14 protein-coding genes are annotated in these 12,972 nt (G+C 44.3%); 1 reads left to right on the forward strand and 13 read right to left on the reverse strand.

Translation table 11 applies throughout. The features are described 5' to 3' along the window. Nucleotides 1-78: 78 nt before the first annotated feature. The 3 genes from AS030_RS22600 to metG all read right to left on the reverse strand — a co-directional run bounded on the left by AS030_RS22600 (nucleotide 79) and on the right by metG (nucleotide 4,444). Complete coding sequence (locus AS030_RS22600; RefSeq protein WP_061975979.1) at nucleotides 79-1,311, reverse strand: G5 and 3D domain-containing protein; 1,233 nt, start codon at nucleotides 1,309-1,311, stop codon at nucleotides 79-81. Between the two features lie 198 nt (nucleotides 1,312-1,509). Then, nucleotides 1,510-2,277, reverse strand: a complete 768-nt coding sequence (locus tag AS030_RS22605; protein ID WP_061975981.1) for a TatD family hydrolase — start codon at nucleotides 2,275-2,277, stop codon at nucleotides 1,510-1,512. Nucleotides 2,278-2,482: 205 nt separating this feature from the next. Further along, nucleotides 2,483-4,444, reverse strand: a complete 1,962-nt coding sequence (gene metG / locus AS030_RS22610; protein ID WP_061975983.1) for a methionine--tRNA ligase — start codon at nucleotides 4,442-4,444, stop codon at nucleotides 2,483-2,485. Between the two features lie 592 nt (nucleotides 4,445-5,036). Here metG and AS030_RS22615 point away from each other — a divergent pair. After that, nucleotides 5,037-5,321: an AbrB/MazE/SpoVT family DNA-binding domain-containing protein gene (locus tag AS030_RS22615; protein WP_061975985.1), complete on the forward strand. Its 285-nt coding sequence runs from the start codon at nucleotides 5,037-5,039 to the stop codon at nucleotides 5,319-5,321. Nucleotides 5,322-5,355: 34 nt separating this feature from the next. Here AS030_RS22615 and rsmI read toward each other — a convergent pair whose 3' ends face one another. From rsmI to AS030_RS22665, 10 genes are all read right to left on the reverse strand, one after another. Beyond that, on the reverse strand, nucleotides 5,356-6,258 hold the full coding sequence (gene rsmI, locus AS030_RS22620; protein WP_061975987.1) for a 16S rRNA (cytidine(1402)-2'-O)-methyltransferase: 903 nt from the start codon (nucleotides 6,256-6,258) through the stop codon (nucleotides 5,356-5,358). A 20-nt stretch (nucleotides 6,259-6,278) separates the two neighbouring features. After that, nucleotides 6,279-7,022, reverse strand: a complete 744-nt coding sequence (locus tag AS030_RS22625; protein WP_061975989.1) for a tRNA1(Val) (adenine(37)-N6)-methyltransferase — start codon at nucleotides 7,020-7,022, stop codon at nucleotides 6,279-6,281. A 64-nt stretch (nucleotides 7,023-7,086) separates the two neighbouring features. After that, nucleotides 7,087-7,440 (reverse strand): DNA replication initiation control protein YabA, encoded by a 354-nt coding sequence (gene yabA, locus AS030_RS22630; protein ID WP_061975991.1) that lies wholly within the window; start codon nucleotides 7,438-7,440, stop codon nucleotides 7,087-7,089. Nucleotides 7,441-7,455: 15 nt separating this feature from the next. Beyond that, nucleotides 7,456-8,283, reverse strand: coding sequence for a PSP1 domain-containing protein (locus AS030_RS22635; RefSeq protein WP_061975993.1), 828 nt, complete (start codon nucleotides 8,281-8,283; stop codon nucleotides 7,456-7,458). A 6-nt stretch (nucleotides 8,284-8,289) separates the two neighbouring features. Beyond that, nucleotides 8,290-9,276, reverse strand: coding sequence for a DNA polymerase III subunit delta' (holB, locus tag AS030_RS22640; RefSeq protein WP_061975995.1), 987 nt, complete (start codon nucleotides 9,274-9,276; stop codon nucleotides 8,290-8,292). 9 nt (nucleotides 9,277-9,285) lie between these two features. Continuing rightward, complete coding sequence (locus tag AS030_RS22645) at nucleotides 9,286-9,726, reverse strand: YaaR family protein (RefSeq protein WP_061975996.1); 441 nt, start codon at nucleotides 9,724-9,726, stop codon at nucleotides 9,286-9,288. Nucleotides 9,727-9,743: 17 nt separating this feature from the next. Further along, nucleotides 9,744-10,073 (reverse strand): cyclic-di-AMP receptor, encoded by a 330-nt coding sequence (locus AS030_RS22650; protein ID WP_061975998.1) that lies wholly within the window; start codon nucleotides 10,071-10,073, stop codon nucleotides 9,744-9,746. Between the two features lie 25 nt (nucleotides 10,074-10,098). Then, a complete protein-coding gene (tmk, locus tag AS030_RS22655) occupies nucleotides 10,099-10,740 on the reverse strand; it encodes a dTMP kinase (protein ID WP_061976000.1) in 642 nt (213 codons plus the stop codon). Further along, nucleotides 10,737-12,179: an aminotransferase class I/II-fold pyridoxal phosphate-dependent enzyme gene (locus AS030_RS22660; RefSeq protein WP_061976002.1), complete on the reverse strand. Its 1,443-nt coding sequence runs from the start codon at nucleotides 12,177-12,179 to the stop codon at nucleotides 10,737-10,739. Before AS030_RS22660 ends, tmk begins: the two co-directional genes overlap by 4 nt. Before the next feature lie 106 nt (nucleotides 12,180-12,285). Beyond that, entirely contained in the window at nucleotides 12,286-12,483 is a 198-nt protein-coding gene (locus AS030_RS22665) for a sigma factor G inhibitor Gin (RefSeq protein ID WP_061976004.1), read from the reverse strand. Nucleotides 12,484-12,972 lie beyond the last annotated feature (489 nt).

Below are 12,972 nucleotides of genomic sequence, written 5' to 3' on the forward strand. Positions count from 1 at the left end.
AATAAAAAGCAGAGGATTGCCGCCCGTGCCCGCCGATCCGGGTTGGACGCCTCTCCCCTGCTTCCTTTTGTTTATTATCTATTTAATAACTTTTACTTTTACTGATTTTCTTCCCCATTGTTCGGCTTGAGACTGAGAGGAGAAGAATACATCGATTCGGTTTCCGTTGATTGCTCCGCCTGTATCAGCGGCAACCGCGTAACCATAACCTTCTACATATACTTTACTGCCAAGCGGAATCACGCTCGGGTCGACCGCAATTACTTTCGCATTCGGGTTCGCATGCAGGTTCACGCCTGTTGCGGTCTTACCGGTGCACCCTGCACAGTTTGCTGTATATGCTGTGCTTGTTACATACAGCTCCTTATCTCCAGAGGAAGATGGGCTGCTTTTTCCGCGGGATACAACAACCGGTTTTGCTTTCGGCTTCGGTTGTGGTTTTGGTGCGATCTTTGTTCCCACAGCGATCACTTTGTCTTTGCTATCTTTCAGGGTTTTTTTGCTTTTTAGTTTGCGGGATACTTCCTTCCCGTTTTCAAGTACGACCTCATACTTTTTGGAAAGCCGGCCCTTTGAGCCCTCTTTCACTACTTTTTCCTTGCCCTTTGCCAACTTTCCGTCTTGGTGTTTAACTGTGGCAAACGGTGTATCTTCCTCCACTACATCGGTGACCTTTTTCACCCGGGTTACATTAATCTTCAATCCGTCTTTAAGTTTGGTCTTTTTCGCAGGTTTCACGCGATCAAGATCTCCCAATTTTACTTTATCTTGCTTTAAAAGGTCAGCGACCGTAGTCGAGGTGGTCCAAACTTGTTTTTTCTTGCCTCCCACAACAAGGTCCACAGAGACAGCTTGCTGCAGGTTGATTTCCTGCTTGTCTTCAATTGGTGTATTTAATGCAGGTTGTAATTTATCGTGCTGGTTTACGCTGATTTCTCGTTCACCAAAAAATTCTTTTACTGTATCGGCTGTTGACCACACGGACTGCTTTTCCCCGTCAACTGTAAAGTTCACCCGGTGTGCAGGCGTGTATTCAATCTGCATGCCGTCTTTGAGCGGCTCATTTAATCCTGGCGTGACCGCATCATGGCGGTTTAGTTTAATTCCATAATCAGAAAGTGCATCCCTAACATTTTCAGCGTGCGAACTAAACGATTTCTTCTTTCCGTCAACCATGATGGAAACATCTGTTTTCGAAGTTTCATAGCTTACGAAACCTGTTGTCACAGCCAGAACGATGATAGCGGCAGCAGCCAATACGAGCTTTTTCGTCAAAAATTCATAAAAAAGCTTTCCTTTGCTCCTGTTCATGTCACCTTTTCCCCCTTCACAAAGATTGAAGTATAATCGCAGATTTTTTCGTTGTCAAATCCCTCCTCATATTCAATTGATTGGCAAATATCCACTAATCGATTGAATCAGGGCAGGAAGAGCGGGGAAACCTCCCTATCGTTTCCTTCACTCATCCCTTGCTATTGCTGGATTTTCAACGTTGATGTGACCGAGCACTCAGTCGCTGATCTGATACAGGCGCTTCGCATTTTCGGTCGTTTTTTTAACTAAATCTTCCAAAGGTATTTCTCTTAATTCTGCTATGGCCTCCGCCACATACTTTACATAGGATGGTTCGTTTCGTTTTCCCCTGAGCGGGTGAGGACTTAAGTAAGGGCAATCCGTTTCAATCAAAAGCCTGTCAATCGGAATCTCCTTGGCTACTTCCTTTGGCTTCTTCGCGTTTTTAAAGGTCACGGGACCGCCAAACGAAATATAAAAGTTCATATCCATGCATTCCTTTGCCACTTCAAGACTGCCACTGAAGCAATGCATGATTCCGCCGACTTCTTCGGCTCCTTCTTCTCTCAGAATATCAACCACGTCCTGTGTCGCCTCGCGGTTATGAATGATAATCGGTAGCTTCACTTTTTTCGCCAGTTGAATCTGCTGCCGGAACACGCGCTTCTGCACGTCCTTCGGTGATTTGTCCCAATGATAGTCCAGCCCCATTTCGCCAATGGCTACGACCTTCGGATGGTCCGCAAGCTCTTCAATCCATTGCAGATCCTCCGGTGTCATATCCACTGCATCAACAGGGTGCCATCCTACAGCTGCATAGATAAAATCATATGTATCAGCCAATTTTAGAGCGCCTTTGATTGTCGGCTGATCGAACCCGACAACCACGATATGTGAAATTCCTTCATCCAAAGCTCTTTGAATCACGTCTTCAAGATCTTCTTCAAACTGAATTGCATTTAAATGTGCGTGTGTATCAAACATGAAGATAACCCTCCCATAACACTTTCACAGTTTATCATACCTTTGTCCTATAACACCAAGTCGTACGTATAACAATTGCATTACAGAATGATTACATACTGGAAATTCAGCGGTAAATATAGGGATTAATCTGCCCTATCCCTTCTTTTTCTTCGTTTTTATACAAAAAAAGGAAGCCCTTTTAGGCTTCCCATTCGACGCTGTTCTATTTTACTTTTGCACCGTTCGGCAAATTTTGATCAACGGTTGCCAATGTAAGCTGGTCACCGGCCGAACCGGCAAGGATCATGCCCTCTGACAATTCCCCGCGCAATTTAACCGGTTTGAGATTTGTCACACAGATGACTTTTTGTCCAACAAGGTCTTCAGGACGGTAGAATTTTGCGATTCCTGATACAACCTGTCTTTTTTCATAGCCCAAGTCAAGTTGAAGCTTTAAAAGCTTGTCCGCCTTCTTTACCGGTTCTGCTTCAATGACCTGTGCCACCCGAAGATCGACTTTCATGAAATCATCAATCGAAATCTCAGCGGATTCTTCTTTTTCAACTACAGGAACCTCTGCTTTTTCTTCCTCTTTCGCTGCAGGAGCACCACCCATTGATTGTTTAATGTAACTGACCTCTTCTTCTGTTTCCAGGCGAGGGAAGATCGGGTTTCCTTTTTGGACAGTAGTTCCTCCAGGAAGCTTACCAAACTCAAACACTGTATTCCATTCTGTCAGCTCTCCTTCCTGGATGCCAAGCTGGTTCCAGATCTTTGCAGGCGCATTGGTCAGGAATGGCTGAATAAGGATGGAGACGATACGGATGGATTCCGCCAGGTGGTACATTACTGAACCCAAGGCTTGCTTGCTTTCTTCGTTCTTAGCCAAAATCCAAGGCTGTGTTTCATCAATATATTTATTCGTACGGCTGACTAGCTGCCAAATATTGCTTAACGCTACTGAGAATTCCATGTTTTCAAGAGATTCTTCCGTTTTCCTGATGGCTTCCTCAGCAAAATCAACAAGGCTCTGATCAAAATCCGTTACATTGCCCTGATAGGCAGGAAGTGCTCCGTCAAAATACTTGTTGATCATGGCAACCGTTCGATTGAGAAGGTTACCAAGGTCATTGGCAAGGTCGTGGTTGATTCGGTCTACGAAGCTTTCCGGTGTGAATACCCCATCGGAACCAAACGGAACTTCGCGAAGCAGATAGTAGCGGAGCGCATCCAGGCCATAGCGGTTGATCAGCGTAACCGGATCCACCACGTTCCCTTTGGACTTGGACATTTTTCCGTCCTTCATTAATAGCCATCCGTGCGCAAACACTTTTTTCGGAAGCGGCAGATCGAGTGCCATCAGCATGATCGGCCAGTAGATAGTATGGAAACGCACAATCTCTTTACCCACCAGATGGACATTCGCCGGCCAGAATTTCTTATACTTCTCGTCATTTTCAGAGCCGTACCCAAGAGCTGTAATATAGTTGGACAATGCATCAATCCACACATAGATCACATGCTTCGGATTGCCCGGAACCTTCACGCCCCAATCAAAAGACGTACGGGAAACCGCCAAATCCTCCAGACCCGGCTTGATAAAGTTATTAATCATTTCATTTTTTCGGGATTCAGGCTGGATAAATTCAGGGTTCTCTTCATAAAAATGAAGGAGCCGGTCGGCATATTTGCTCATTTTAAAGAAATAGCTTTCTTCTTTTACACGTTTAACTTCTCGCCCGCAATCCGGGCATTTTCCGTCAACAAGCTGAGTCTCCGTAAAAAAGGACTCACACGGCGTACAGTACCAGCCTTCATACTCGCCAAGGTAAATATCTCCCTGATCAAGCAGCTGTTTGAAGATTTTTTCGACACTTTCCTTATGTCGGACTTCCGTGGTGCGAATGAAATCATCGTAGGAAATATCAAGCTTTTCCCACAGCTCCTTGATTCCTGTAACAATCTCATCCACATACTGCTGCGGACTTACATTGTTTTCTTCTGCCTTTTGCTGAATCTTCTGGCCGTGTTCATCGGTTCCTGTCAAATACATGACATCGTAGCCTTTTAAGCGCTTGTACCGTGCAAGAGCATCACCCGCAACGGTTGTATATGCATGCCCGATATGGAGTTTTCCGCTAGGGTAATATATAGGCGTTGTAATATAAAATGTTTTTTCTCCCATAATAAATTCCTCCGGTATAAAAATTTAATAAACTATGAAAAAAGCCCCTGCAGAAGGAGGGACATGTTATTTACAGGAAAAGTGAGGATAAAGCGCACCTATTCGATTGGGTAAATAAGAAAAAGTGTAAAAAAATGTTTCTTCTGGGACATAAAATACAAAGCAGGTGCGAAATCACTTTATGTAAATATCTTCATTATGCTCTTTTCTTCACTCAAAATATACCTAATACCACAAAGTGATGTCAAGGTAAACAGGATGAGCAGGGAAGAACAGGCTAAGAGGGTATTTTTTAAAAGTCAGTTTTGTCGAAAAATGACGAATTTATCAAGCGTAATTTCCAGTAATAATTTTGAAAATAAAACATAAAATTCTAAGCCTTTTTTTACCTTTTTTCTTCAACATTCTGATATGATTGAATCTATAGAAAACAAGGTAAATAGATAGAGAAATTTTTATTTACAAAATAGTTGACCTAATCTGGAAATATTGTTATGATGAATCCGTAAGATTTTGTCGAATTCTGACGATTATATAAATATAGATAAAAATTAGGTTTAGATATTCTACTATTCGGGAGGAGATTACTAAAATGAAATCTACAGGTATTGTTCGTAAAGTTGATGAGCTAGGACGTGTGGTAATTCCAATCGAATTACGCCGTACTCTTGGAATTGCTGAAAAAGACGCATTGGAAATTTATGTTGATGATGACCGCATCATCCTCAAAAAATATAAGCCAAACATGACATGTGCTGTTACAGGTGAAGTTTCTGATGATAACTACTCACTAGCTGGCGGGAAAATCATTCTTAGCCCAGAAGGTGCAAAAGAAATCATGAACGAACTTCAAAAACAACTTCAAACTTCAAAATAATAAAAAATGGCCTCCTGTCGATCAGGAGGCTTTTTTATATACCGTTATTTTGTTCTTGTTCGACGTGATAAGCCTGATAGACTTCTCTCTTGGATACGTTCCTGTCTGCGGCGGCCCGTTTGATCGCATCTTTGCTTTTTAGCTGTTCCTGTTCGATGTAATGCTCGACATGCTCAACCATAGTGAGCGGTTCCCACCATTCGGTCTCCCCATTCTCTTCACCCGGTTCATTTTCCGAGCCTTCTACAATGAGGCAAAATTCCCCTCGGATCTCTGTGTTTTTCGCCCATTCCAGAACTTCCGTCAAAGTACCTCTGATAAACTCTTCATATTTCTTCGTTAATTCTCTGGCCATCGAAAGCTGGCGATCTCCGAGCACTTCATGCAAAACTGAGAGCGTTTCTTTTAATCGATGAGGAGATTCATAAAAGATTATGGTAAACGGATAGAACTTCAACCGCTCCAGCTGTTCCCGCTTCTCTTTTTTTCCGCGTGGAAGAAATCCATAGAAGTAAAAGTCCTTTGTATCCAGCCCCGACGCAATCAAAGAGGACAGAGCCGCATTGGCTCCAGGCAAAGGAATCACAGGAATGTTCTCCTTTAAGGCGCTGACCACCAGCTCATAGCCTGGATCCGAAATGGCGGGCGTTCCCGCATCGGATACGATCGCGATGGTCTTCCCTTCCTTTAACCGGTCGATCATCTTCACGCCGCTTGCTTCTTTATTATGCTCATGATAGCTGAGAAGCGGTGTCTGTATCTCGAAATAATTGCAAAGCTTTTTGGTCTGCCGTGTGTCTTCCGCCCCTATGTAATCGGCTTCCTTCAAAATCCGAATGGCACGGTATGTTATATCCTCCAGATTGCCGATCGGTGTGGGAACCAGGTAGAGTACGCCTGTTTCATGTTGTTCCTGATAGCTCTTTTGCTGCCACATGACTCATTCCTCCTTCCTTCTTATTTTCCGTAAAAGACAGTTTTCAATTCTTCCGTGTACTGGCCGTCTTCTCCATAAACAGTAAGCGGCGAATGAATGTGAAGATCCGGACTGCCATCCTTCATGCCTTCAATCAGCAGCATATTGGCTTCACTGCCTTTTTTCGGATGGATGAATTGCAGTCTCTTTGGCTCCAGCCGGTACGTCCTCATGGTGCTTAAAATATCCATTAAACGCTGCGGCCGATGTACAAAGGTGACCTTCCCGCCCTGTTTCACGAGTTTACTGCTGACCGAGACGACATCTTCCAGCGTACAGTAAATTTCATGCCTGGCAACAGCTAGGTGTTCATTTTCATTATGGTCTTTTCGATTAGCTGATGGAAAATAGGGAGGATTGCATACGACGGCATCAAACCGGCCGTGGCCCAATTTTTCCGGGAGATTGACAATGTTGTCCGTCACCATGCTGACCTGATCCTCAAGGCCGTTCAGCACAATACTTCTTTTTGCCATATCGCTCAGCCGCTCCTGGATTTCCACGCCTGTAATTTGGGCTTTGGAACGCTGGGTTAAAAGCAGTGCCACGGCTCCATTCCCGCTGCAAAGGTCAATAATTCTTCCTTTTTGGATGGGAATATAGGCAAACCTGCTCAGCAATACAGCATCCAGGGAAAAAGAAAAAACGCTGGGGCTTTGAATAATTTTAAGGGACTCATCCACCAGATAATCCAGACGTTCGTCTCCTTGTAACCGGCTCTCCATTTCATCACTCTTTTCGTAGTTTTACCCTTACAACAGAAAAGAGTCTTCCCCATTGGAAAGACTCTTATTTTTTATTAAGGAAGGAAAGACAGAACAGACAGTCGCCCTCTGTTCGTACACTTCCGTAATGCAGATTGCAAATATGAAATCCTTCTTGATACAGCCTGGCCAAGTTGTCATAGCCTTCCCCGATATCTGCCGATTCTTGTGACAGTGACCGCTTTTTAACAGAGGATTTGGATCCCTTTTTTTCCTGTGGTTTCAGAGCACTTCGCAAATTGTAATTTTCCATTTGCAGGTTGTGATTCTGTTCCAATAAGGCGACAAGGTCTGCTTTTAAGTCTCCAATTTGCTCCGTTAAAGCTGCCAATTGCTGCTCCATATGGGTCACCCGGGAAAAAATTTGATCTTTCTCCACGTGCTTTCCACCTCATTATTCTGTAGCTTGCGTAAATAATTCCTTTTCTTTCATGAGCTCATCAATTGTGTATTCTGTTACTTTTTCAAGTTCAGGCAGATCGACCTGCACAAGTTTCTCGAGCATATTCAATCCTACCACGCGACCTCTTCCGTCAGGAGTAGCAATATACTCTCCAACATCCGGAAGTTCTTTTTTGACTTCTTCATAGTAGTCGTTTTCATACTTCAAACAGCACATTAAACGGCCGCAAAGTCCGGAAATTTTCGCTGGGTTCAGCGAGAGATTCTGATCTTTGGCCATCTTGATTGAGACGGGTTCAAAGTCACCAAGAAAAGTTGAACAACAAAGCATTCTTCCGCATGGACCGATTCCGCCAAGCATTTTGGCTTCATCGCGAACACCGATTTGACGAAGTTCAATCCGTGTTCTGAAAATGGAAGCAAGATCTTTAACAAGTTCACGGAAATCGATGCGTCCATCCGCTGTGAAATAAAAAATAACTTTATTTCGGTCAAATGTATACTCAACATCCACCAATTTCATATCCAGCTTATGCTCGGTGATTTTCTCAGTGCAAAGATGAAAGGCTTGTTGGGCAGCTTTTTTGTTTTCTTCCACTGCAAGAGTATCTTTTTCGTTTGCATTTCTTACGACTCTTTTCAAAGGAAGTACAACATCATTCTCCCCAACTTGCTTCTTGTCTATAACGACTTTCCCGTACTCAATACCGCGTGCTGTTTCGACAATTACGAATGAATCCTTTAAGATTTCAAGGTCGCCAGGATCGAAATAGTATATTTTTCCCGCTTTTTTAAAACGGACACCAACTACTTCATACACAGGCTTTTATCCCTCCCGTAATCGTAAAACCAGCTGCTCCATGAGGAGCTGTGGGTTTACGTTTGCACCTAGACGTTGCTTGGCTGTTAATACCGCCAGCATGTTCTCACTGATTCGTTTCTGTGAGGTATGTAGAGCTTGTTGCTCCAACGCCTGCCGCTGATCGACAAATACCAGGTGCTCCGGCTCCGAAAGCTGTATAAATAAAAGATCTTTGTACCAGATCAATAAAAGGCTTAATGCGTTGTCGAGTTGATCTTTTTCCTTAAAAAACGACAACCAGTTTTCCTGTAATGAAACAAGAGCCTGGTTGGGACGACTCCTCAACTCTTCAGTTAATTGTATCACTTTGTCTCGTGCTTGTGCAAACCACTCTTCCCTACAAATTTCGAGCGCTTCTGACGTATCATTCGTCAGAGCCGCTGCCATGGATGCCATCGGCAGGGAAATTCCCTCGTTCTGAAGAACACCGATCAGCTGGTCGGAGGGAAGCGGTGAAAAAGAAAGCACCTGTGAGCGTGACATAATCGTTTCAAGCAACCGGTGCATCTGTTCAGTCAGCAAAATGGCGATAGTGGAAGACGTAGGCTCTTCCAGAAATTTCAGCAGACTGTTGGCTGCCTGGACCGTCATTCGGTCGGCATGTTCGACAATATAAACCTTCTTTTCCGATTCCATGCCATGATAGGCAAATTCTTTTTGCAGACCGCGTATTTGATCGATCTTAATAGATTGCCCGTCCGGCTGAACCACATGAACGTCGGGATGATTGCCTGAATCGATCCGTCTGCAATCCCTGCATTCTCCGCAAGGTTCAACATCTGTTTTCTCCCTGCATAAAAATGTCTTTGCAAGCTGCAGGGCCACGTACATCTTGCCGGTGCCATGGCCCCCCTCAAATACATAAGCATGAGCAAGACGGTCTTTCCTGACAGTGTTTGTTAACGTTTTAACAACCCTTGGCTGACGCTTACTTAATTGTTCCCAGCTCATTTTTTCCACCTACATATATAGATTAATCAATAGCCCTTTCATTTCGCCAACCTGATCAAGGAGGCTGATTGATTTTTCTTCTTTCTTTATCATCGTATCGGTCATTTCGAGCAGTTTCGTGTCAATCTCCTGAACCAGCCGTGATGTCTGCAATCTTCCCTGGCAGTCCCACCCTTTGTGTTGTTTAAGATTCATGCCAAAACTTACGGCTTCTTTGACAAATCGCTGAACAAGCCGCTTGTATTGCGTGAAATCTTTCAATGTCTGGCTCCGAATGAGCCGCTCGCCCTGTTTTTCCACATCTTTAAAAAGCGTTCCCAATTGCTCTCTTTGAAGCTTTTTCTGTTGAGTCGCTACTGCTTCCCTAAACGAAAGACCGTTTTTCCCGTTTTCTCTGGTTTCTGCAATCCTGGTCTCAACCACCGTACGGGAATCCTGGCCGATTTTCATTTCCATTCCTCCATTGTTTAAAACTGCTGAAAACTTTCGATCGGAAGAACAAACACCGTTGCGCCTCCAACTTCAACTTCAACAGGATAAGGGACATACGCATCAGCATTGCCGCCCATAGGAGATACAGGAGCAACCAGCTGATTGCGGCTCTTGCAGTTTTCTTTGATAATTTCCATGACGCGATCAACCTGCTGATCTTCCACGCCAATCATAAACGTCGTGTTGCCTGCCTTCAGGAACCCTCCTGTGGTCGCAAGCTTGGTCGCACGAAATTCATGTTTGACAAGGGCATCTGCCAACCGGTTGCTGTCTTTGTCCTGTACAACTGCAATGATCATCTTCATCCTTTGTATCCCTCCTGCTTTTGTATTATTTATATCGGTTCGCTAGAAGCAATTTAATATCCTTTATGATTTCATCAAAAACTTCGTCTACCGTCTGATTTCCAGCGACAAGCAGGAAACGCTCCCTGTTTTCTTCATAAATCTTTTGAAAACCGGATCGGACCCGTTCATGGTAATCAAGCTCTTTCTGCTCAATACGGTCAAGCCCTTCCCCTGAGTAACGGCTTACCATGCGCTGTCTCCCGATCTCGGGTGCGACATCAATAAGATAGCTGCGGTCCGGCTTTAATCCCCCTGTTGCAAATCGGTTGATGCGGGTCACATCCTCTACAGGAATACCGAGGCCATACGCCTGATAAGCGACCGAAGCGTCCACAAACCGGTCGCACAGAACCAATTTTCCTTCCTGAAGTGCGGGGACGATTTTTTCCTTTACGTGCTGTGCACGCGATGCGGCGTACAGCAGTACCTCCGTTTCATCCGCCATCTCCGGATGGGCCGGATCCAGGATTAATGACCGGATTCTATCGCTTACCGCGGTTCCCCCCGGTTCCCGGGTTAAAATAAAGGGAATTGAATTTCCCTGTAAAAACTCCGCCAACTTTTTGATTTGAGTGGATTTGCCTGAGCCATCAGGTCCTTCAATGGTTATAAATAATCCGTTCACAAGCACTCTTCCTTCTGTTCTGCAAATACGTATATTTTATGTTCCTGTCCTCCATGAAACCTTGCACCCTGGCTGGACAAGTACTGATATTCTTTAATCATAGCTTCTGTGATCCGTTCACCTTTGGCAATCAAAGGAATGCCTGGCGGGTACGGTATAATCGCTTCTGCTGCAATAAAACCTGCTGCCTCTTCAAGAAACACAAACTGGGTCTCCATTTGCGCCAATTCCTTGTAACTCTTTTCAAGAGCACTAATCTCAGCCGACCGGACGGTTACCGGAGTTTGTCGAAATTGTTCCTTGTGAAACATTTCTTCCGAAAGAGCATCCTGTATCGTTTGAATGATTGTCGTTGAATCCTGAACCTCTTTCAATGGTAGAACAAACAATACATTGAAGGGATCAGCAAGTTCAGTGTAAATTCCCTTTCTCTCAAATATATGCTGTAGTTCATATCCCGATAATCCCATCGTACTCTGTACCGTAACTTTCAATGGATCCACTCTGCATCCTGGTGAAGCCTCCAGCACATGAAGTCCAGAAAGATCAGTTAAGGAGCGGCGAAAATGATCTGCATTCTGCCTGATTTTTTTAAAATCACCAGTAGAAAGATTCGCGGTATACGCTCTGGCCAGATCAAGAGAGGCCATAATGGGATAGGAAGGTGAACTTGACTGAAGGGCTTGTAAGTAATGTTTTACCCTTTTTTCGTCAATTCGAAAACTGTTGGAGTGCAGGTACGCGCCCATTGTCATCGCCGGGAGGGTCTTATGAGCCGAATGCACAACCATATCCGCTCCAGCCCTTATCGCACCCTCCGGAAAGTATTGACTGTGCCCCAAATGAGCACCATGCGCCTCATCCACTAGCACAACCAGATCTTTATGATGCATATACTCAACGATTTCAGTCAGATCAGGAATCATACCATAGTAGTTTGGAGAAGTGAGAAGGATTCCTTTGGCAACTGGATACTTGTCCAGTGCCTTCTTCACACTTGCAAAGGAAATACCTGTCGCAAACTGCCCTGCCAGGTCTACTTCAGGAGATAAAAAAACAGGCTTCAATCCAGCCAGCTCAAGCCCGTTTAACACGGACTTATGGCAATTCCGCTGAATGAAGACAACATCCCCTTCCTTAAAAGCCGAAAACAGCATGACTAGATTTCCTGCGGTACTCCCACCAACAAGGAAGTAACTGTGCTTCACGCTGTAAAAAGAAGCGGTCAGCTGCTGTGCCTCATGGATCGCTTCTGTCGGTTCATGAAGATCATCCAGTCCCGACAGTTCTGTCACATCAAAGGGAAGCACAGATGAAAACGCCTCGGTCAGCTGAAATCCTACAGTCCCGTTCTTGTGGCCTGGTACGTGAAAAGACCATTTTGTATGTTCACGATGCCGCACAAGGGCATCGTACAATGGTGTTTGTTGTTGTCGCATCCTGTTTATTCCTTTGGTCATTAAATGTTTTGCTTAGCTTTATTTTAGCATAACTTCATATCGTCTGCTTTACGTCCAAAGAGAAAACAGGCCGTTGGCGGCCTGTTTAGACAGAGGATTTTACCAGTTTCAGTTTTCGTAATTGATTCAGATAGTGCTTATAATACTCGTCATTGGTCTCGGCAGAAACTATTTTTTCTTCGCAATCCATACAAATGTACTGATGTAAAATGTGAATGCCTATTTGCTTCCTTTCTTCGCAAACTAAGCACAGTTCCCCTGCTTGCTGTTTTGATGATTCCATTGTTTATCCACCTCCGTTACTCCCATTCTTCCCAGGGCGAAGCTTCTCTATACTCTCGTACCTTACTAAACTCGTTTTTTCTTCTTGGGCTCTAGTTCAATGTATGTAACCCGGAATTTGTTCGTGTCTGTCTCCGAAAATTAAAGCCTTTTTCAGGTTTTATGCTGATTCTTTTTTCTGATGGTTGGTGCGGATTTGAGGTTTTGGATAAGGAAAGGTTTGGACAAGTCAGGGCTCTCTGAGATAAGTTTTTAGTTTTTTTGAAAAGGAAAGGACTAATTGAGGGGTTTTTTGGTGAGGGCGAAGCCAGGATCGGGGTGATCCAGGACTTTGGAGACTGGTTTTGTTCTCCTCGTGGCGGCGTTACTTGCGGTTTGACACGATTTACTTGCATATCACGTCATTTTCATCTTTCGACAAAACAAAAAAGCACGGCTGAATGTTCAGCAGTGCTTTCATTTGCCCGGCAACGTCCTACTCTAACAGGGG

This window comes from Fictibacillus enclensis (assembly GCF_001457035.1).
GTDB classification, from domain to species: Bacteria; Bacillota; Bacilli; order Bacillales; family Fictibacillaceae; genus Fictibacillus_C; species Fictibacillus_C enclensis.